Origin of the sequence: Streptomyces acidiscabies (assembly GCF_020010905.1) — a bacterium.
In the GTDB taxonomy this organism is placed as follows: domain Bacteria; phylum Actinomycetota; class Actinomycetes; order Streptomycetales; family Streptomycetaceae; genus Streptomyces; species Streptomyces acidiscabies.
In genome coordinates this window covers 4,395,414-4,419,239 of the sequence record NZ_JAGJBY010000002.1, presented here as the reverse complement: position 1 = coordinate 4,419,239, position 23,826 = coordinate 4,395,414, and the positions used below count along the sequence as shown (strand labels likewise).

The window sequence follows — 23,826 nt, the reverse complement described above, 5'->3', positions numbered from 1 at the left end:
TGAGCCGTGCGTGAACGCCTGAGGGGCGGGAATCCCAGTCCGGGATTCCCGCCCCTCTCGGCGTCCGCCTGGTTCGCTCTGCGTCCGCCTAGTTCTTGAACGCCCCGCAGCGCTCCTCGATCAGCTGAGCCGTCGCCGCCATCAGCCGGTCCGCGACGGTGTCGACGTGGCGGTCCTGCCAGGGTTCGAGGCCGGTGCCCTTCACCCACTGGTTGAAGGCGCCCAGCGCCGGTCCGGAGTGCACGAGGTAGTCGACTCGCCGTCCGGGGGCGCCCGTTCGGGCCAGTTCGAAGCCCTCGTCCAGGTACGAGCGGAACGCCAGCGCCAACTTCCGCTTCCCGTCCGGTTCCTGGCCGCCGGTGTGGGCCGCGCGCCACGCCTCCTCGAAGGGGCGGCGCAGATACATGTCCTCGATCTGGCGGCGCGTGTCGGCGTCGATGCCCTCGAACGAGGCGTGGGTGCGCCAGAGTTGATAGAGGCGGTCGGCGCGGGCCGGGAGGAAGACGCCGCGCTTGACGGCTCGGGCACGGACGCCGAGTTCGAACATCTCGGCCCAGGGGGCGGGTTCGGTGTCCTGGACGTCCAACGCCTGGAGCATGTCCTTGACTTCGGGGCTGGTCGCCGCCTCCACCGTGCACTGGTTGACGGACCCGGTGACGAGGAACTCGGCGCCGAGCACGAGGGCCGCCGTGGCCGCTTCCGGCGTCCCGATCCCGCCGGCCGCACCGACGTGCACACGGTCCTGGCCGGTGGCGAGGGCGTCGCGCAGGCGTACGACGGTCGGCAGCAGCGTGGCCAGGTCCACCGCCTCGGTCACCCAACCGCCACCGGCCTCGACGCACAGATCGTCGGCCATGGGGAGCCCGGCCGCCTTCGCCGCCTCCTCCTCGCTGACCTCGCCCTGTTCGACGAGACTGCGTACGACGTCGCCGGGCGCTGGGCGGAGGAACGCCTCGGCGGTGTCCGTGCGGGAGACCTTGGCGATGATCCGGCCGCCCTTGAGGCGGTACTTGACCAGCGCCGGGGTGATCCGCAGGAACCCGGACGCCTCGACGGTACGGACCCCGAGCCGCAGCAGCAGGTCGACGAGCGCGCGCTCGTCGTCGGGGGCGGCGTGACGGTGCAGGACGCTCGCGCCGAAGGGCCCGTCGGGGCCCAACGCGGCCTGGACACCCCGGACTTGCTCCTCGACATCCGCGAGGCTCAGACCGCCGGTACCGAGGAAGCCCATCGCACCGGCCTTGGCGAGCCGGACGACGAGGGCTTCGGAGGAGATGCCGCCGTACATGCCACCGGCGAGGTAGGCGAGGCGGAGGCCGTAGCGGGTACGGAAGGTCTCGGCGCCGAGGTCTTCGGGGGCGAGGGGGCGGCGGGGGGTGGGAACGGGGGCGGGCATGGGGATCGGCGCCGCCGCTCCCCCCGTCAGAGCGGTCGTCGTGACGGCCCTGGCAGGTTCCACCGGCGTCTCGACAGCCTGCGTCGCTCGCTCCCCCAGTTCCTCCGCGCTCATCGGCGCGACCCCCGCCCGCACCTTCGCCACCATCTTCTGTAGCGTCCGCCCCGGCCCCAACTCCACGAACTCGAAGTCCCCTTGGGCCATCAGCCGCCGTACGGTGTCGACCCACCTCACCTGCCCGACGATCTGCCCGGCGAGCGTCTCGCGGATGCGATCGGCGTCGTAGGGACGCGCGTCGACGTTGGCGATGACGGGAATGCGGGGCGCCCGGAACTCGGTCGTGTCCAGGAGCCGCCGGAACTCGTCGGCGGCGTCGCGCATGTACCGGGAGTGGAACGGCGCGCTGACGTTGAGGACGACGACCTGTGCCCCCAGGTCCTCAAACAGGGCGCGGGCGCGGACGAGTTCGTCCTCGGGCCCGGCGAGGACGATCTGTTCGGGGCCGTTGTGGTTGGCGATGTCGATACCGGTCAACCCGGCATCGGCGAGGCCCGATTGGACGGTGCCGAGGTCCAGACCGAGGACGGCGGCCATGCCCCCACCCGAGGCGCGGCCCATGAGTTCACCACGCCGGGAGACGAGGCGCAGTCCGGTGGCGAAGTCGAAGACCCCGGCGGCGAACAGGGCCGCGTACTCACCGAGGCTGTGGCCGACGAGGAAGTCCGGCGGAACCGGGTCCTCCTTGCTGCGGCGGAGATAGGTCAGGGCCTCGACCGCGTACAGCGCGGGCTGGGTGAACTCGGTGCGTTTCAGGCGCCCTTCAGGATTCCTGAGACACAGCTCGCGCAGGGAGTAGCCGAGGATCTCGTCGGCCTGGGCGACGAGGTCGGGGTACTCGTCGAAGAGGTCCGCGCCCATACCCTTGACCTGGGAGCCCTGCCCAGGGAAGCCGAACACTTTCACTTTCCTACCGCCTTTCGCCGGGGCGCGGTCCCTCACGAGGGCCAACTGCCGTGTGTCACGGGTGAACGGGGTGAGCAGCGCCATCGACTCGGAGCCCGTGCCGGGGCGGGCGGCGAGGTTGGCGCGGACGAAGTTGTGGAGGGTGCCGGAGGGCCCGGCGTCGAGGTAGAGGTACGGCCCGGACGCCTCCAACTCCCGTACGGTCGCCGCGAATTCGATGGGTTCACGGGCGACGCGCCACAGGTGCCCGGCGCTGACCTCGGGGAGCGGCCCGGCGGTAGCGCTGGAGACCAGCGGGATACGCGGCGTCCTGAACTCGGCGTCCGCCCACACCGCGTCGAAGGCGCGCCGGGAGGGGTCCATCAGGTGGGAGTGGAAGGCGTGGGCCACCGGGATGCGCTGATGGGCGATCTCCCGTTCGGTGAGGAGAGCCTCGGTGCGGTCGAGGGCGTGCAGGGGTCCGGCGACGACGTAGTGTGCGTCGTAGTTGTGGGCCGCCAGCTCCAACTCCCGGTGCAGATCAGGGTCCTGGCGCAGCAGCGCCGGGTCCGTGAGGACGGCGAGCATGCCGCCGGGTGCCGAGTCGGCCGCCGAGTGGGCCATGCCGACGAGCCTGCGCAGGCAGTCGCCGGGTTCGAGGACCCCGGCGAGAACGGCGGCGGTGAACTCGCCGAGGCTGGCGCCGAGGAGGAGGTCGGGGACGACGCCGTACGCCATGAGGGTCTCGGCGAGGGCGAGTTCGACCATGACGATCGCCGGGTGGGTGACCGCCGTGTCGGTGAAGGGTTCGGAGACGCGGCGGGCCGGGTCGTAGAGGCGGGCGACGACGGAGGTGTCGAGTTCGGCGTCGAGGCGGTGCAGGGCGTTCCTGAACACCGGTTCCTCGTCGTAGAGTTCGCGGCCCATCTGGTAGGTCTGCGAGCCCTGTCCGGAGAACATGAAGACGGTCCGCACGGTCATCGCCCCCCGTCCACGCCGGGGTGCCAGTGCCGCTCACGGGCGAACGGGTACGTCGGCAGCGGCACCCGGCGCGGGCGGGCGCCGGGCCACAGGCGCCGCCAGTCGAGGTCGCCGCCGGCGGTCCAGTGGTCGGCGAGGTCGGTCAACCGCCTGTCGGTGATCCAGAGTTCGATGTCCTCCGGAGTCCCCGGAGCGCCCCAGGGATTCCCGGCCCCACCGGCGAGGTACTTCTCCAGCCCCCGCTGCAACTCCCCCAGATCCTCGACGACGAACGCGACCCGGCTCGCCATCGCGACGCGCCCAGCCTGAAGTGTGTGAGCCAACTCCGCGAGCGACGGCACCTGTTCGCCGCCCAGGAAAGCGAGCAGCCGCTCGGCCGTCTCCCGTAGCCGGTCCCCGTCCCGCGCCGACAGCGGCACGATCTGCGGCCCCGGCAAGGGCAGTTGGGCACCCGGCGTGTACTCCTCCAGGACGACATGGGCGTGCGACCCGGTGGCGCCGTACGAGCTGATCCCCGCGCGGCGCGGCGTCCCCGACTCGGGCTCGGGCCACGGCCGTACGTCGTGCTGGAGCCTGAACGGCGTGTCCTCCAGGCCGAGTAGCGGGTTCGCGGTCTCGGAGTGCAGGGACGGCACCAGGGTGCGGTGGTGGAGTTGCAGGACCGCCTTGGTGAGTCCGGCCACGCCGCCCGCCGACTCGGCGTGCCCGATGTTGGACTTGACCGAGCCCAGCGCGCAGAACCCGGTGTCGTCGGTGCGCCTGCGGAACGCCCTTACCAGGCCCTGGAGTTCGATCGGGTCGCCGAGTTTCGTCCCCGTGCCGTGCGCCTCGACGCAGCCGATCGTGCGGGCGTCGATGCCCACCCTGTCCAGCGCGTCGGAGACCACGGCGGCCTGGGCGACCGGGCTCGGTACGGTGACGCCGCTGCCCGCGCCGACGTGACTGACGGCGGTCGAGCGGATCACGGCGTACACGTGGTCCCCGTCCCGCTCGGCCGCGTCCAGCGGCTTGAGGACGACGGCGCCGACACCCTCGGAGGAGACCCAGCCGTCGGCGTCCGCGCCGAAGGAGCGGGAGCGGCCGGTGGTGGAGTGCATGTCGACGGCGCCGTACGTGTGGTACTTCGCGGGGTGCAGCGACAGGTTCACGCCGCCCGCGATCGCGACCTCGCTCTCACCCCGGGCGATGCTCTCGACCGCGAGGTGCACGGTCGTGAGGGAGGCCGAGCAGAGGGAGTCGACGGCCATGCTCGGGCCGTGGAAGTCGCCGACGTACGAGACGCGGTTGGCGATCATGCCCTGGTTGAGGCTGACGGGAAGCCGCTTGCCGTCGGTCTCCGCCGCCTGGGCGCCGATCAGGGCGTAGTCCTTGTGCATGGCTCCGGCGAACACGCCCACCGCGCGCCGCCGTTCGGGGCCTCGGGGTTCGACCAGGGTGGCGGGGGTGTAGCCGGCGTCCTCGATCGCCGCCCAGCAGGTCTGGAGGAACAGCCGCTCCTGCGGGTCGGTGATCTCCGCCTCGGCGCGGGGGATCCGGAAGAACTCCGCGTCGAACCGGTCGGCGTCGGAGACGAACCCGCCCCAGCGGGACGCGGTCGGCTCCGCACGCCAGTCCCAGCGGTCAGCCGGGATCTCGGTGACGGCGTCGTGGCCCGCAACGAGGTTGCGCCAGAAGGCGGTTACGTCGTCGGCGCCGGGGTAGCGACCGGCGAGGCCGATCACGGCGACGGGGACGGGGGTGGGCTCGCGCCGGGTGGAGGCGGGCTCGCGCGAGGGCACGGCTTCCGGGTCTCGCGCGGAGTCGTTCTGCCGCTCCCGCACAGCGGCGGCTTGCTGCTCCCGTGCCAGGTCGCTCGGCCGCCCTCCCCCAGCACCTGCCCCCGCCAGCATCTGCCGCGCCAGCTCAGGCCGCTTCAACGCGGCCCGGCCGCCTCCCGGCCCGCTCCAACCCTCCACCACCGCATGCGCGTTGGTCCCCCCGTCCGCGAAACAGCTCACCGCGGCGACGAGCGGCGCGTCCGGCCAACTCCGTGTCTCCCGCGCGAACATGAACGGCGTGGCCGCGAAATCGAAGTGCTCCGGCGGCTCCTGCCCCGACAGGAACGGCACCAACTGCCGTTCCCGCAGCATCAGTACGACCTTGACGAGCCCGGCGATCCCCTCGGCGCACTGCGGATGCCCGATGTTCGGCTTCACGGACCCGAGGCTGCACGCGACCCGCGACCCGTCCCGGTACACCGCCTGGATCGCCTTGAGTTCGACGAGGTCGTGCACGGCGGACCCGGCCGCGTTGGTCTCGATGTGCGTGACGTCCTCGGCCCGCTTCCCGCTGCGCGCCAACGCCTTGGCCATCACCGCCCGTTGAGCGACGGGATTCGGGGACGCGGGCCCGGCCGTACGCCCGTCGTTGTTGACGGCGATCCCCTTCAGCACCGCCTGCACCCGGTCCCCGTCGGCGAGGGCCCGGTCCAGCGGCTTCAGTACGACGACCCCGGCCCCCTCCGCGAGCACGGTCCCCCGCGCGCGCCGGTCGAAGGCGTGGAACGCGGGTTCGGGGCTCAACACCCCACGCTGGTCGAAGAGTCGGTGCCCGGCGTCGTCCGCGAGGAGCGTCACCCCGCCGACGACGGCCGCCTCCGCGTCGCCGTCGCGCAGCGCCTGCGCGGCGGAGTGCAGGGCGACCAGCGCCGAGGAGCACGCGGTGTCGACGACGACGCTGGGGCCGCGCAGGTCGAAGAAGCGGGACACGTTGGCGGCAAGGTAGTTCTGGCCGACGGCGACGATCGGGTTCCGGGTCCGGCTGAGCGTCTCGTCGTCGGGGAGATGCCGGCTGCGGGCACCGACGTACACGCCGACCTCCCGCCCCTTGACGTCGACGGGCGCGTACCCGGCGTCCGCGAGCGCGAACAGCGTCTCCTCCAGGAGGACCAGCGCCTGCGGGTCCATCGCCTCGGCGTCCTCGTCGGACAGCAGGAAGTACGCGGGATCGAACCCGTCCCGCGCGACGAGCCCGGCAACGAAGCTCCCATCACCGCCCCAACGCTCGGGCGGGACAGGGGAGATGGCCGAACGCCCTTCGCTGAGCAGCTTCCAGTAGGCGTCGAGGTCGGGAGCGCCGGGGAAGCGGCCGGACATGCCGATGACGGCGATGTCGTGGGGGCGGGTGACGGACGGCGCCGGTTCATCAACGGGCCGAGCCTTCGCAACAGGCCCGAGGTCAAAAGGGCCCGCTCCACCAGCCCCTCCCCCATCCCCGAACGCCTCAGCGAACTCCCCGGGATGCTCCGCCGCCAGCCACCCCACGAACCCCTCGACCGTCGGATGCTCGATGAACGCCGTCGGATCGACCTCCACCCCCAGCCGCCCCCCGACCTTCCGCAGCAGCTGCACCATCACGATCGAGTCGGTCCCGAAGTCCTCGATCGGTACGTCGACGCCGAGTTGACCGGCATCGAAGTGCAACTGCTCGGCAATCAGCCCGAGAAGCCAGGAGGCAGCAGCCTCGGGGGCAACCGCCACGGCAGCCCCACCCACGACCGGCTTCCGTACGACCGCCTCGCCCCGCTCCCCCTCGATACGGCGCCGAGTCAGCAACTCGGGCCCCCACTCGGCGTCATGGACCACGGCAGGCAGCACAACAGGCCCAGCACCACGGCGCAGCAAGTGGTCCAGCAGAGCCGTCCCCTCAGCCTCGGTCACGCTCCCGAGCCCGGTCCGGAGATAAGCGGGCCCAGGATTCTCGCCCCCCATCCCGACCCCGCTCCACGACGGCCACTGCACACTCAGCAGCGGCAGCCCATGCGGCCGAGCGGTGGCAAGGTAGTCCTGATAGGCATTGGCCATGGCGTAATCGCTCTGCCCGACAGCCGCACTCGGCACGGCAGCGGCGACGGACGAGCAGATCGCGAAGAACCTCAACGGGTGCCCGGCGAAGGCGTCCACGAGAGCATCGAGCCCGGCGACCTTGGGCTGGACGACGGCCCCGACGGCGTCCCCCGGCTTACCGACGAAGGCGAGGTTCTCCCGATCGGCGACCCCGGCACAGTGGATGACCCCGCCGACGACCCCCGACTCCCGTACGGCACGCTCTAGTTGCCCCGGCGCCGAACCGTCGAGGGGCAACGACAGCACCCGCACCTCCGCCCCGGCCCGCTCCAGCCCGAGCAGCGCATCGAGCCTGGCGTCGTCACCGCGCCGGGACTCCCACTCCGCACGGTCGGGGAACCGGCTCCGCCCGAGCAGCACGAGCCGCCGAACTCCCCAGTGCCGTACGGCATACCGGGCGAAGGCGAGCCCCAGCCCCCCGGTTCCGCCGGTGATGAACAGCGCCTCGTCGGCCCCGAACTCCCCGGTGAAGGGCGGCAGTCCGGACGTACCGGGGTTCTCCCGCAGCACCGCCCGCTGCCGCTGCCCAGCACGGTGCCGGACCTCCGGCTCCTCGCCGGTGTCGGCGAGTTCGGCGACGAGCTGCCGGACGGCGGTCACATCGTCGTCCAGCGGGTCCAAGTCGACATGCCGGGAACGGACGTTGGCGTACTCGCTCTGAAGCATCCGGTAGAGCCCGGCGCGGTCGGCACCCGCGAGGTTGACCGGGTCGCCGCCCTCCAGCCCCCGTGTCACACCGAGCAGGACGACCGGCTCAGCAGCCGAGGCGCGGGACACGAGGCGCTGGACCCACGGCAACCAGTCGTCGACCGATCCGGTGCGAGCGCGGCCGGTCAGGTCAACGCAGACACGGAAGTGATCGGGGCGGGCGGACAGATCGGTGACGACCTCGGCGTCCGGCAGCTCACGGGCCAGACGATCGGCGAGGGCGCGAGTATCTGAGGTAGCCAGGAGGGCCACAGGACTGGGAAGTTGGCCTTGGGTACCTCCGGCGACAGGCTCCCACTCCTTGGTGAGCAGCCGCGTACCGGCCGGCGGCGTCTGCGCCGCGACAGGATGGTGCTCGTCCAGATACGCCGCGAGGTCACGAATGGTCGTGTACTCGAACAACAGCGTAGGCGGCAGACTCTTGCCGAGTTCCCGCTCCAACTGCCCGACGAGTTCCAGAACACTGACCGAGTCGATACCCAACTCGTAGTAGCCGACGGCGGGTTCCAGCTCCCCGGCGTCCCGGTTCAACGCATCCGCGATCAAGCGCCGTACGCGATCCTCGGTGGCGGTCAGCGACGCGCTGCCTGTCGGTACGGCCGTCGCACGCGGCGCCTCCGAGCGGATCAACTTGCTGGCCATGCCCCGGAGTTCGGCGATCATCCGCCCGTCACCGGACAGGAACTCGACGGTCAGCCGGGCGATCTCGTCCCGACGGTTCACCGAGGACCGCAACACCCGTGCCGTACAAGCACTGTTGAGCGGAGCCACCGCGCGGAAGGACTCCACGTACATCGGCAGAAAGAACCCGCCTTCGGCCACGTCCGCCAGCAGCGCCCCCGCCGCCACCGCACCGCCGAGCATCAGCCCGGGATGGAAGAGGTGCCCACTGCTCGCAGCACCCGGCGGCGGGGTCAGCTCGGCGATCAACTGCTCCCCGTCCCGCCAGACTTGCCCCCCGGCACGGACGGCCCCGCTGTAGACCTGGCCGAGGGCGGCGTCCCGGTCGTACACCGCGCCGAGGTCCTGGACAACGGCCGACGCCGAGGGGACGGCGGGTCGCTGGAGCGCGGGGAACTCCACGGCACCCGTCGATACCAACTCGGCGGTGGCGTACGGCTGTCCGCCCTGATCGGCGATGCGGATCGTCCACCGTTCCGGGGTGGTCCGCTCGGCGTCCAGGGTGATCCGGACGGGGGACTCGGCGGTTACCGCCAGAGGGCGCAGGGCTGTCAGATCGCGGAGTTCCAGGCTGTCGTAGGCGAACCCCTGCTTGCGGAACGCCTGGTGGACGAGGTCGATATAGGCAAGGGCGGGAAGAAGGAGCCGGCCCGCCACTCGATGCCCGGCGATGACGGGGGTGGCGGAAGTGAGGGTGAACTCCTCATGGACCCTGACCACTTCGGGTTCCTTGGCCACAGCCGACCCGTACCAGCACCGCACTCCCGCGAACGGGTACCCCGGCAACTCGACGCGCGGCGGCGGGACTTCGTACAGCACACGCCAGTCCACCGCCTCACCGGCGGTCCAGGCGGCGGCCAGGGCGCGCGGTTCCGGGGCAGCCGCCGAAGCACCCCGCGCGTTGCGCCGGACAACTCCGGTCCAGACACCCGGAATCTCGGCGTCCCCCTTCACGAACGCGTCCAGCCGTCCGAGGAGTTGGGCACGGTCCTCGTACACCACGGCGACCCGGTGGGCCATCGCCTCACGCCCCGTTTGAAGGGTGTAGGCGAGGGACGCCGGATGGGTGTCCTTGCCGTCGGCGCGGAGGAAGTCCGCCAAGTCACCGGCGTAGGCGGAGAGTTGGTCAGCGTCGCGGGCCGACAGGGTGCACACGTACGGAGTGAGGGTCTGCGGGGTCGGTCGGGGATGGGCAGGCACGTACTCCTCCAACAGGACATGGGCATTGGACCCGCCCGCACCGAAAGCACTCACAGCAGCCGTACGCGGCAGCGGACGGCCACCGGCATCGCTGCGAGGCGCCCATTCAGCGAGGTCACGCTGAACGCGCAGGGGCGCCGACTCGAAGTCGATGTTGGGATTGAGGGTGTCGGCGTGCAGCGAGGGAGCAAGCTGCCCGTGCCGGAGCTGGAGCAGCACCTTGGTGACGGCGGCCATCCCGGCAGCCGACTCCGCGTGACCGATGTTGGACTTCACCGAGCCGATCGGAATCTTCCGCCCGCCGAGGTCCTGACCACCGAACGCCCGCAGCAGGCCGGTGACTTCGATGGGATCGCCGAGGGACGTCCCGGTGCCGTGCGCCTCGATGTAGTCGAGGTCGGCAGCGGTCCACCCCGCACGCTGGAGCGCCGTACCGATGAGGTCGCCCTGGGCACGGGCGTTGGGCACGCTGAACCCCTTGCCCGCGCCACCGTGGTTGACGGCGGACGCCTTGACGACGGCAAGGATCCGATCGCCGTCACGCTCGGCGGCGGACCGCCGCTTGAGCAGCACGGCCCCGGCCCCCTCGGCGGGCACATAGCCGTCACCGTCCGCGCCGAAGCTCCGGCACCGCCCGTCCGTGGACAGGAACCCGCCCCGGCTGAGCTGGAGATACTTGAGCGGATGGCTGGAGATGTTGACGCCCCCGGCGACGGCCGCGTCACAGTCCCCGGCCCGAATCGCCTGCGCGGCAAGGTGAATTGCCGTGAGCGAGGACGAACACATGGTGTCCAGCCCGACGCTGGGCCCGTCGAGGTCGAAGAAGTACGAGACACGGTTCGCGACGGACGCGTACGAGGAGGAGGTGGCGGCCCCTTCACCGCGCAGCGCCTCTTCGACGCCGTACAGCTGGTAGTGGCCGTACATCATGCCGACGAACACGCCGGTACGGGTGCCGGCGAGCGCGGAACGGGTGACACCGGCGTCCTCCAGGAGGTGCCAGACGGTCTCCAGGAAGATCCGCTCCTGAGGATCGATGTGCTCGGCCTCGACCTGGGACATCCGGAAGAACAGGGGATCGAACCGATCGACGTCCCGCAGGAACCCGCCCCACTTGGAGTAGGACTTGCCGACGGCGTCACGGTCGGAGTCGAACCACCGGGTGTGGTCCCACCGATCGCCGGGGATCTCCTCGACGGAGTCGACGCCGTCGCGAAGGTTGCGCCAGAACTCACGGAGGTCATCGGCACCGGGGTAGCGACCACTGACGCCGACGATGACGATGTCGTCGTCGGACACGTCACCCGGCCCGTCGGACTGGGCCTGTCCCGAACCTGCCTCCACCACAGGCTCGACGACACCTGGGCCCGCCACCGCATCCCCCACCGGCTCCCCGGCAGCCTCCTCCGCCGCACCCCCCACCAACTCCGCGAGCTTCTCCCCGTGTTGCTCCACGAAGTACCCCGCCAACTCGGCAACCGTGAAGTACTCGAAGAACAAGGTCTTCGACAACTCCCCGAACCGTGCCTCCAGTTCCCGAGTCAGACTCAACACCAACAGCGAGTCGATCCCGTACCGATCGAACTGCTCCTCCGAATCGATCTCCTCGACCGGCATCTTCAACTCACCGGCAAGCAGCTCACGCAAGAACTCCTCAGCCACCTCCCGAAGCCCGGCACCCCCCACCTCGGCAACACGCCGAACAACACCAGCCGAAGGAGCCCCCTGCGGCGCCAAATGCTCAATCTCCAGCGCCCGTTGAATGAGACCAGCATCCCCAGCAGCCAACAGCAACCGAGGAGCAGAACCCCCCAACGCCCGCTCAAGCCCATCCAGCGCAACCCCGGTGCCCAACGCCCCGAACCCCAACTCCCGCCGCATGGCCTGCTGAGCGCCCACATCCATGGCCATCCCCCCGTCCCGCCACAAGGGCCAGTTGACGGAGAGACTCACCCCGAACCGCTCCCCCCGAGCCCGGAGTCGCTCACGCCCCAGAACGAAGTGATCGAGATAGGCATTGGCATAGGAGTAGTCGGACTGCCCAACACTGCTCAACGCGGCGGCGGTTGAGGAGAACGCGGCGAAATACTCAAGGTGTTCCCCCCGAGTCTCCTCGTCCAGCCACCGAACCCCCAGCATCTTGGGCGCGATGACGGCATCGGCGTCATCCGGGTTCTTCCGCAGCACGAACCCGTCCCGCAGCACCCCAGCCGCATGCAGCACCCCCGCGACCCGCCCGGAGTGCTCACGAGCGGCCTGCACCAGCGCGGCGACATCCTCCCGCCGAGTGACATCAGCGGCGACGTGCAGAATCCGCGCCCCGGTCCCCGCAAGCCGAGCCACCCGCTCCACAACCTCAGCCGAAGGCTGATTCCGCGAGGCCAGCACGATATCCGCACCACGCGACGCAAGCCGCTCGGTGAGATGCAGCCCGATCCCCCCGGTCCCGCCGGTGATGATGTGCGCACCAGGCGCACCAAACACCCCGGAGCCCGCAGCGGGAAGCTCCGCCGGACGCCACGCCCCCACCAGCCGCCGCACACCGTCCGTACGCACCTCAACTGGCGCCTCGGCACAGCCCAGTTCAGCAGCGACGACCGCCACCAGGTCGGCGTCGGCAGCACACGCCACCGCACTCATCCGCAGCCCCGGATACTCCCCCCGCACGGCCCGCGCCAACCCGCTGATCGCGGCATGTTCAGGCGCGCCCTCGGGATGGACGTACAGATACCGGGCCTCCCCACCGCTCCGCGAGATCCAAGCCCGGCACAGCGCGAGCGCCTCGTGGAACCCGTCCCCCGCCAGATGGACGATCGCGACGGGCCCCGCCAACTCGGCGGGATCGAACCCGGCACCGGGCTCAACGCTGACGACCCGCGCCCCGGTCCGCTCCGCGAGCCGCGTCCCGAGCCCCCGCCGAGCCCCGTCGACCAGCAGCACAGTCTTGGGCAGCGCGGCCGGAGCCGAAGCGCTCTCCCGCCAGTACGGCTCGAAGGCGACCAGCGGCTCGTCCCCGCCCTTCGCGGAGGGCAGCGCCCGCAGGGTGAACCGCTCGATCCGAGCGACCACCACCCCGTCGTCATCCGTCACGAGGATGTCGAAGACCTTCACGCCGGGCGTGGAACCGTCATCGGTACGACGAGCATGCGCGTGCCCGCTCTCCGGCAGCCGCTCGGCCAGCAGCTCGACGACCCCCACCGAGTACGGCAGATGCGCGGGCGCGGTGGAATCGTCCGTGGCAATGCTCCCGGCGGTCTGGAGCGCGGCGTCCATCAGTGCGGGGTGGAACCGGTACGAGCCGGCGTCTCCCCGCAGATGAGCGGGGGTGACAAGCCGGGCAAGGGCCTCCCGGTCACCGATCGCGAGCCACTCGACGACCTGGAAAGACGGACCGTAGTGGAACCCGGTCGCATCGACGCGACGGTAGTACTCGGCCCCGGTCGTCCGCGAGGAGCAACGCCCCTCCACGGCACCGAGATCCAGCGTCTGCCGCTCCCCCCGCACGGCGGCGACGACCGTACCGGTGGCATGCGGCCGTCCACCCCCGGTGAGCACCTCGAACCCGGTACGCCCCGGCTGCCGGTCGAGCTTGATCCGTACGGTGACGTCTCCCGCACCGGTACGGACGGGCGCGGCCCAGGTGACGTCCTCGACCCGCTTGGCCAACTGCCCGTCCCCGCGCGTGAGTTCATCGGCGGCGCGGGCCATCTCCAGCAGGACGACACCCGGCAGGATCGGCGTCCCGTCGGCGAGGTGGTCACGGAGGTAGAACTCGGTGCCGGTGAGCCGCTTGGTGGACTCGTCGGGGCTGGTGGTGTCCAGCAGGGGGTGCACCACAGCGGCGGCAACGCTCCCCTCGCCGGCGCCGGCGTTCTCCACCCAGTGCCGAGCCCGATCGAACACGTACGTGGGAATCCGCACCCGCCGAGCCTCACCACCGAGCCCGGCCCAGTCGAACTCCTCGCCCTCCACCCAGAGTTCGGCGAGCGCTTCCAGCTCGCGGTCGGCGATCAGCGAGTCCAGGTACCGCCGCCAGGACGCGCTCTGCGTACGCCCCTTCCCGGCGCGACCGCTGTGCCCCACCGGCTCCCCGGCGGCGAACGCGTCGAGCACACCGAGCGCCTCCGCCCGGTCACCGGCGACGAACGCGAGCCGCTGCGGCATGGGTTCACGGCCGACCCGGAGCGTGTGGGCGACGTCCGCGAGCGATGTACGTCCCTCGCGCAGGTGCGCGGCGAGCCGCCCGGCGTACGCGGTCAGTGCCGTCCTGCTGTGCGCGGAGAGAACGAGCAGCACCGGCCCACGGTCATCGACGACCGCGTTCGCCAACGGCGCCTCCTCCAGGACCAGATGCGCCCCCGCCCCGCCGAACCCGAACGAACTGAGCCCCGCCCGCCGGAGCAACGACCCGTCGCGCTCCCACGGTGTCGCCTCGGTGACGATCCTGAACGGCCCCCCGTCCAGGTCGAGATACCGATTCTCCTCGACGACGTGCAGGCTCGCCGGGATCACCCCGTGCCGCATCGCGAGGACCACCTTGAACAGCCCCGCCATCCCGGCGGCGCCCTCCAGATGACCCACGTTGCTCTTGACCGACCCGAGCCCGACCGTCGGTACGGCGGGCACCGCGCGCCCCGCCTCCTCGTACAACTGCGTGAAGGCGGTGCGGAGTCCGGTCACCTCGATCGGATCGCCGAGCGCGGTGCCGGTACCGTGCGCCTCGATGTACCCGACGGCCGCCGGGTCGGTACCGGCGATGCGGTGGGCGCGGGCGATGACCTCGGCCTGGGCGTCGGGGCTGGGTGCGGTGAGGGAGTTGGTGCGTCCGCCGTGGTTGACGGCGGACCCCCGGATCACGGCGTGGACGGGGTCGCCGTCGCGCTCGGCGGCGTCAACTCCCTTGAGGACGACGGCTCCTACGCCCTCGCCGCGTACGTATCCGTTGGCGCGGCTGTCGAACGCCTTGCAGCGGCCGTCCTCGCTGAGCATCTCGTTCTTGCTGAGGGCGACGTACAGGGACGGGTCGAGGATGAGGCTGACGCCGCCCGCGATCGCGAGGTCGCAGGAGCCGTCACGCAGCGCCGAGACCGCCTGGTGGATCGCGGTGAGGGAGCTGGAGCAGGCGGTGTCCACGGCGACACTGGGTCCGCGCAGGTCGAGGAGGTAGGAGACGCGGTTGGGAATGATGGACAGGGCGGCGCCGGTGATGGTGTGGCCGTCGGTCTCCTGTCCGGCGGCGCGCTGGACCTCCAGGTAGTCGGAGTTGGTGACGCCGAGGAAGACGCCGACGCGGCGCCCGGCCAGTTCGGACGGCCGGATCGCGGCGTCCTCCAGCGCCGTCCACACCGTTTCGAGGACCAACCGCTGCTGCGGGTCCATGAGTTGGGCCTCGCGCGGTGAGATCCCGAAGAACTTGGCGTCGAACCGGTCGACGTCCGGGACGAATCCGCCCCAGCGGGACCGGGACCCCTCGGTGGCACGCCAGTCCCAGCGGTCGGCCGGGATCTCCTGGATCAAGTCGTCGCCGTCGGCGAGGTGTTGCCAGAAGGCGTCCAGGTCGGGGGATTGCGGGAGGCGTCCGGCCATGCCGACAACGGCGATGCCGGTGCCGCTCCCGGGCCTTACAACATCGACAGGGACCGCCTGGGCGGCCGTGCTCCGGGCACCGAAGCGGGCGCGCAACTCCGCGTGGGCGTGCAGGAGATGGGCGGCCATGCCGGTGACGGTCGGGTACTGGTAGAAGGCGGTCGGGTAGACCTCGACGCCGAGCACCTTGCCGATGCGGGTGCTGAGCGTCGTGAACCCGACGGAGTTCAGGCCGAGTTCACCGAGCGGGCGATCCTTGGGGACGCGGTCCTCGGAGACTTCGGCGACCTCCGCGACGAGGCGGGTCAGTTCGTCGACGAGCGGGCTTTCCGGTACGACGACGGTTCGCGCGGTGCTCAATTCGCTGTACGCGGCGCGCAGTTCGTCGAGGGGTGCCGTCCCGAGGCGTACCCGGTCCGTCTTGGCGTTGAGTGTCTGCGGGAACTCCCGCAGCGGGACCAGCACATCGGGGACCATGTACTCGGGCAGCCAGGCGCCCAGCGGCGCCGGGTCGACCGGCTCCCCGGTCCCGGTGTAGAAGCCGCGCAGCATCACCCCGTTGCCGCCGGCGGCAGCGGACGGTACGACGACGGCCTCGGTGACCCCGGCCAGCCTGCGCATCGCGGCCTCGACCTCGCCGGTCTCGACGCGGTAGCCGCGCACCTTGACCTGGGTGTCCGCGCGGCCGAGGTATTCGAGCGTGCCGTCGGGCAGGGCGTGGACGAGGTCGCCGGTGCGGTAGAGGCGCGGGGAGAGTTCGGGGGCGATGAGGTTGGGGACGAAGCGTTCGGCGGTGAGGTCGGGCCGGTTGACGTACCCGGTCGCCAACCCGTCGCCGCCGATGTGGAGTTCGCCGGGGACGCCGGGCGGGACCTGCTGGCCGTGCGCGTCGAGGACGAGGAGCTGCGTGTTGGCGACGGCGCGCCCGAGGGTGACCCGGCCGCCGGGGGTGAGGCGTCCGACGGCGGACCAGATGGTCGTCTCCGTCGGGCCGTAGAGGTTCCAGGCGGTGCGAGTGCGCTCGACCAGGGCGCCGGCGGTGTCCTGGTCGAGCGCCTCTCCCCCGCACAGCGCGGTGAGCGACCGGTCGCCGGCCCACCCCGTGGCGAGGAGCATCTTCCATGTGCTCGGCGTCGCCTGCATGGCGGTCGCGCCGCAACTCTCCAGGTGGCGGCGGAGTTTGACGCCGTCCTTGGCGACGTCGGCGGGCGCGATGTCGACCCGCCCGCCGGTGATCAGCGGCAGGTACAGCTCCAGCGCGGCGATGTCGAAGCACACGGTCGTCAGCGCGAGCAGCGTGTCGTCCTGCCCGAACCCGGGCTCGTCCTTCATCGAGACGAGGAAGTTGACGAGCGCCCGGTGCGGTACGGCAACTCCCTTGGGGCGCCCGGTGGATCCGGACGTGTAGATGATGTACGCCGTGTCGTCGGGCCCGGCGGCCGGTCCCGAGGAGCTGGTCCGCCCGGTGAGCTGATCGAGCCGGAGCCTCGGTACGGCGATCCCGCCGAGCGCGCTCTCGGCCGTGCCGGTGGTGAGGACGAGGTGGAGTCCGGCGTCCTCGGCCATGTAACTCAGCCTGTCCACCGGGAAGGTGGGGTCGAGGGGTACGTAACTCCCGCCCGCCTTCAGGACGGCGAGCAGCGCGACAGGCAGGTGCCCCCGCTCGACGAGTACGCCGACGGCACGGCCGGGGCGTACGCCCTCCGCCCTCAGGTGACCGGCCAACCGGTCGATCTTCTCGGTGAGTTGACGGTACGTCAGTGACTCGATGTCACTCGTGACGGCAACGGCGTCGGGGCGGCGTGCGGCCTGCTCCTCGACGAGTTCGGGGAGGGTCCGTTCACGTGGGTAGGAGCGGCGTGCCTGTTCCCACTGCCGCTCGATCTGCCGCCGTTCGTCGCCGGTCAGCAGCGGCAACTTGCCTATCGGGCAGGCGGGTTCGGTGAGCGCTGACCTCAGCAGGGCGAGGAAGTGCTCGCCGAGGCGGCGCACGGTGTCCTCGTCGAAGAGGTCGGGGTCGTACTTGAGGGTGTACGTGCAGTCGGCGGCGCCCTCGACGACCTCCAGGGTGACGTCGAACTCGCCTTCCTGGTGCACCCCGTGGAACACCTCGCGCACCGGGTCGCGGTCGCCGGGCTCCACCCAGTTCTGGAAGTAGAACGCGGTCCGGAAGAGGTCGGCGGTGTCGGTGCGGCCCGCCTGGCGCAGCGCCTCCGCGAGGGAGATCAGCGGCAGGTGGGCGTGTTCCAGGGCCTCCAGAACCGTGCGGTGCACCTGGCCGGCGAGGGTGCCGAAGTCGTTCTCCGGGTCCACGTCGGCCTGGAGGACCACCATGTTCATGAAGTAGCCGAGGGTGTCCTCGAACTTAACGGACGGGCGCCCGGCGGCCGGGGTGCCGACGCGGATGCCGCGCTGCTGGGTGTAGCGCTGGAGCAGGGTGAAGTAGCCGGAGAGCAGGACCGCGAACAGCGAGGTGCGCTTCTCGGCGGCGAACTGTCGCACCAGTGCGACGAGTTCGGCGTCCATCCGGCCCTCGACGGCGGCACCCCGGTAACCGGGGACCTGCGGGCGCGGGCGGTCGTAGGGCAGGGCGAGGGGTTCCGTCGCGGCGTCGAGGCGGCGCAGCCAGTAGGCGCGGAGCCGGTCGCCCTCGGGGCCCGCGAGGAGGTCGCGCTGCCAGGCGGTGAAGTCGGCGAAGGTCGCCGCCACGGGGGCCGTGCCGGGCCTGCGTCCGGCTCGCGCTTCGCGGTAACCGGCGGTGAGTTCGCGCAGGAACGCGGCGATGGAGACGCCGTCGAACACGATGTGGTGGAAGGCGAGGAGCAGGACCTGGCCGCCGTCGCCCTGGGTGAAGAGGGTGACGCGCAGGAGGGGGCCGTGTTCCAGGTCGAAGGGGCGACGGGCTTCCTCGCGGACGCGCTCACGTACGGCCGACTCGTCGGTGACGGCCAAGTAGCGCTGCTGGAAGTGGAGTTCCTGCCACGCGGCGATCGTGCGGACGGGGCCGTCGTCGGTGGTGCGGATCGTGGAGCGGAGGCTGTCGTGCCGGTCGAGGATGCTCTGGAGGGCGAGGCGGAGGGCGCCGGTGTCGGTGCCGGGGTCCAGGCGGAAGGCGAGGGGGAGGTTGTAGGCGTAGGTGCCGGGGTTCATCCGCTCGATGACCCACAGGGCGCGTTGGCCTTCGGAGAGGGGGTGGTCGGTGGAGGGGCCGTCGGCGACGAGGACCGAGGGGAGGGGCCTGACAGGAGCGGGAGCATAAAGGGCCTCCCCGGAGGCGCCTTCGGACACACCTGCCGAAACCCCGGAGACCTCCGCGACATCCCCCAGCGTCCCCGACTCCGCGTAATACTCCGCCAGTTCCCGCAGCGTCGGACGGTCGTAGAAGTCCCCCAGCGACACGGTCACACCGAACTCGTCCGCGATCCCCGCCACGATCTTCATCCCGGTGAGCGAGTCGAACCCGTAGGACGCGAGCGGCCGTTCGGGATCCACGTCCTCGTCGAGCTTCAGGCACCGCACGACGATGGCGGCAAGCTTGCTCTGAAGTCCCCCGGACGGCACCGCACTTACGGCCACCTCGGCGGCAGCCTCCTCAACCACCGTTTCCCGCACGGCGATCGGCCGCAGCCCGTCACTCTCCCCGATGACGACGTGCTGCCCCCGGGCCCGCCCGTCCGCCCCGGTCCCCCCGGTCACGGTGACGTCCCCGAACCCTTGCTCCCGCAGCAGCCTGCGCCACGTGCCGGGATGCACCAACGGCGAGTCCGGCAGCCGGAGTTCACCGTCGTCGAACAGCCACCACCCGTCCAGCACCCCGCCCACGACGGTGGTGGAGTCCCGCACCTCGGTCAGCTCGTTGAGCACGAGCCAGCCCCCGGGCCGCAACAGGTCCTTGGCCTTGCCGAGCGTCGCCCGCAGGTCGGCCGTGGCGTGGACGACGTTGGTCGCGAGGACCATGTCGTACGTCCCGGGCTCGAACCCCTGCTCCTGGTGCCCCCGTTCGAGGTCGAGCACCCGGAAGTTGAGGAAGCCGGGAGCGCCGTACAGCGGACGCAACCGCGCCTCGGCGTGGTCCAGGAAGTGCTGGGAGATGTCGGTGAACCAGTACGACACCCGGTCGGCGTACGGCGCGAGGACCGGCAGCACGGAGTCCGTCGTCGCCCCGGTCCCGGCGCCGAACTCGACGATCCGCAGCCGCTCTCCGGGAGCCAGCCGGGCGATCCGGTGTTCGAGGTGGACGCCGACGGCGTCGCGGACCAGTTCGTTGAACGAGTCGGTGAGCGGGTTGGCCTTGTAGAAGTCGGCGACCAGGGCCATCGAGGAGCCCGGGAACATGATCTCGGTGGCGCGGATCTCGCCGCGCAGGATCTCGGCGTACTGACGCAGGAAGAGCCGGGTCAGGGTGACCGTGGGCGCCAGGTCGGGGTGGTCGGCGGCGATCCGGTCGAACCGGGGCTCCAGCGCGTCGGAGGAGTACGCCCCGGCCGGCTTCGCAGTGTGCGGCAGCCGTACGCGTGCGCCGTCGAACTCGACGTACCCGTTGTCCTTGAGGATGTTGAGCAGCGCCTCGTACAGCCGTCGGAACTTGGGCAACACGCCGAGCTGAAGAGCGAGTTGGTCGCGGTCGTGGCTCTCGCCCGGAGTGGTGAGGACGCCCATGCCCTGGAGGACGCCGAGCACGGCGGGGCGGCAGACCTCGGTGAGGCGCTCGTACCCGGAGATGACGCTCAGGACGCCGGGGGCGTCGTCGGCGCGCGGGGCGAGCAGGCGCGCGGCGGCCGTGCGCAGGGTGGGCGGGGCGTCGGCCCGGTACTGCCGGGCGGGCGGGGCCATGGCGGCGCCGAGCGCGGTGAGCGCGTCGCTGTCCGCGTTGATCGGGAGCACCTGGGGCAGTCGGCCGCCGAGGGTGCGGGCGATGGCGGACAGGCCGTCGGGGACGGTGAGTTCGCCGATGCCGAGCCCGTGGAACATCTCCCGCAGCCCGGGGCGGGCGCCGGAGCCGACCGGGCCCCAGTAGCCCCAGTCGATGACCCGTACGGGGTAAGGGCGTTGGTGGTCGAGGTGGAGCGCGTAGGCGTCCTGGACGGCTCCGGCGCAGCTGTAGGTGCCGTTCCCGGCGGTGCCGACGAGGGCGCCGACGGACGAGAAGAACACCATGAAGTCGAGTGGTTCGGCGCCGAACGCCTCGTCCGTCGCCACGCTCCCCTCGGCCTTCACCGCGAGCGCCGCCGTGAACGCGTCCTCGTCGAGCGCGGCCAGCGGGCCGGGGCCGAAGGTCATCGCCGCGTGCACGACGCCGTGGATCGCCCCGAACCTCGCCCTGGCCTCCCGCGCGGCCCCCTTGAGCGCCTCGGCGTCCCGGCAGTCGGCGCGCAAGTGCAGTACCTCGCCGCCGAGTTCCCGCGCCCGGTCCGCGCAGGCCCGCTGCTCCGGGCCGAGTTCGCCCCGGCTGATCCAGACGACCTTCGCGCGGTGACGCTCGGCGAGGTGGAGCGTCAACTCCTGCCCGATACCGCCGGTTCCGCCGACGATGACGTACACCCCGCCCTCGCGGTACGGCGCCTCCTGCGGCTCCGGCAGGTCGACGGGCTGCAACGCGGGGACGTACCGGACACCGTGCCGCAGGAGCACCGTCCGGCCGGTGGCGTCGCAGGGTTCTTCCAGTACGGCGGTCAGCAGGTCTTCCGGGGTGGGCTCGCCGTGCGCGAAGTCCAGGCAGACGGCGCGGATTTCGGGGCGTTCCTTGACCAACACCCGGGTGAGGCCGTGGAGTCCGGCGGCGAAGGGGTTGACGACGGGGTCACCGAAGGCGGCGCAGGCGTCGTTCGTGACGACCTTGATGTGGAGGCGGGAGAGCTGGGGGGTGAGGTGGCGGGCCGCCTTGAACAGGGCGAGTACGCCTCGCTGGTGACTGGTCGTCAGGTCGCGCGGGTTGATGCCGCCGAGGTGGTAGACGCGGTCGACGCGACCGGCTTCGGTGAAGGCGCGGATCAGGTCGTCGCGGTCGAGGTCGACGAGGTGGGTGTCGTCGTGGCGGTGGTGGTGGGCGATGCCGGTCGCGAGGGAGGCGGCGTCGGGGGTGGTGAGGATGAGGACTTTCTGGGGGGTCGCGGGGTCGGGGGTGGTCGTGGGGCGGGGTTCGGGGAGCCAGGTGGGGCGATAGCAGGACATGGCCGGGGCGGGCGTGACACCGGCCTGCACCCAGGTGATCGCGGACTCGGCGGGCTCAACGCCGGTCTGCACCAAGGCGGTTTGCGACACCCCAGTCCCAGCCGCTGCGATGGCGGTGGCGGCAGGACGCGGCAGCCAGTACCGCTTGCGCGCAAAGGGGTACGTCGGCAGCCCCACCCGACGGCCACCGTTCCCGGCCCACTCGACTCCGGCGCCTCGCGCCCAGTGTTCGGCGACCGTACGCAAGTCGCCCTGCTCCAGGGCGCGTTGCAGACTGGTGTCCGCCGTGACGCGCTGGGCGGGGGCCGTGCCGGTGACCACCTCGGCGGTCGGCTCGCCGGCGGCGTACGCACGGAACAGCGCACGCGCCTCGGCCAAGTCCCGGGCGGGGAAGGCGAGTCGGGCGGGGAGTTCCTCGCGGCCGACCTGAAGCGTGTGGGCGAGGTCGGCGAGGGTGACGGTCGGGGCGGCGGCAGGAGCCGGGGCGAGGTCGCGCAGGGTGGTCGCGCCCGTGAGCTGGACGCCCTGCCCGAACTCCGCGTCCAGCTTCTCCGCCAGCCGGGTCAACTCGGCCGCGCCGCAGCCGTATTCGTGGAGCGGGGTGAGGGGGTCGAGGTCGGCGGCGTCGACGCCCAGCACCTCGGCGGCGAGACGGAGGCAGGTCGCTTCGGCGGGCTCGTCGCTCTGGACGGCGTTCCCGTCGAGGAAGTCGGCGAGGCGTCCGGCGTACGCGCGGAGGCGTTCATCGTCGCGGGCCGACAGGACGACGAGGTGGGCACCAGTCGAGGTCGCAGCATCAGGCCTCTCGCCCCCCACGTACTCCTCCACGATGAGGTGAGCATTCGCCCCTCCCCCTCCGAAAGAGCTGATCGCACCCCGCCGAGGAAGTTCCGTCCGCCTCCCACCCGCATGAACCGCCACCGCCCGCTCCCACACCACCGCCTCCTGCGGCACGAAGAACGGCGTCCCCGCAAGGTCGATGTCCGGGTTCAGCTCACCGGAGTGCAGCGACGGCGCGATCGTCCCGTGCTTGAGCTGCATCAGCATCTTCGTGAGCCCCGCGATCCCGGCGGCGGACTCCAGATGCCCGATGTTGGACTTCACGGAACCGACGGCGCAGCGCTCGACCCCCTGCGCAAGCGTGTCGTCAAGGTGTTCCGCGAACGCCTCCCGCAGACCGGCGATCTCGATGGGATCGCCGAGGGGCGTACCCGTACCGTGCGCCTCGACACAGCCGATGGTCCGCGGATCGATCCCGGCCTTCCGCAGGCTCGTACGGATCACCTCGGCCTGAGCCGCAGGGCTGGGCACGGTGTAACCCCCGGTCTTGCCACCGGAGTTGACGGCGGAGGAGCGGATGACGCCGTAGATGCGGTCACCGTCCGCAACCGCCCTCTCCAACGGCTTCAGAACGACCGCGCCAACCCCCTCCCCGTCCACGAACCCATCGGCGCCCTTCCCGAACGCACGGACGCGGTCCCCCGGCGAGGTCATGCCGTTCTCGGCGAGGGTGCGCAGGTGGGACTCGTGCAGGATCAGGTTGACGCCACCCGCGACGGCGACCGAGCACTCCCCGGAGCGCAGGCTCTCGCAGGCGAGGTGAACGGCGGTGAGGGAGGCGGAGCACGCGGTGTTGACGGTGAGGCTGGGCCCCCGGAAGTCGAGGACGTACGAGACCCGGTTGGCGATGGACCAGTGGCTGGACCGGGCCGCGTTGGCAGCGCCGAGGGCCGTCGCCTCGCCCCCCATCCACTCGTAGTCACTGTTCATGACCCCGGCGAAGACACCGACAGGGTTGCTCTCGCGCGCGAGCCGCCGAGGCGGGTGCCCGGCGTCCTCCAAGGCGGCCCAGACGGTCTCCAGGAAAACGCGCTCCTGGGGATCGATGCTGTCGGCATCGACGGGCGCGATCCCGAAGAAGAGCGGATCGAAGGCATCGGCGTCATCGATGAGCCCGGCCCAACGCCGGGCGCCCGCGCGGCCGTCGGGGCTCCGGTCGGCAGGGAACTCGGCGATGCAGTGCTCACCGTCACGGGTACGGACCCACAGCTCGTCGGGGGTGGCGGCACGGGGATAACGCCCGGCAACCCCGATGACGGCGATACCGGCGACGGACTCGCCCTGAGGCTGCACGCCACCAAAACGCGCACCCGCAGCCTCCCGCTCCCCGTCCTCGCGCTGCCCCTCCCCCACCTGCGCCCCCCGCAGGAGCCGCAACAACGCCATCCGCTTCTCGTCCATGCCCATGCCCCTGCCTGCCGTCCCGTCTGTCGTCAT

Annotated in this window: 2 protein-coding genes; both read right to left on the bottom strand. The window is 71.4% G+C overall.

The window, feature by feature from the left end; genetic code table 11:
- Window positions 1-88: 88 nt before the first annotated feature.
- Window positions 89-3,319: an ACP S-malonyltransferase gene (fabD, locus tag J8M50_RS45715; protein ID WP_010358810.1), complete on the bottom strand. Its 3,231-nt coding sequence runs from the start codon at window positions 3,317-3,319 to the stop codon at window positions 89-91.
- Complete coding sequence (locus tag J8M50_RS45710) at window positions 3,316-23,826, bottom strand: non-ribosomal peptide synthetase (protein ID WP_100216900.1); 20,511 nt, start codon at window positions 23,824-23,826, stop codon at window positions 3,316-3,318. The genes fabD and J8M50_RS45710 overlap by 4 nt, the downstream gene beginning before the upstream one ends.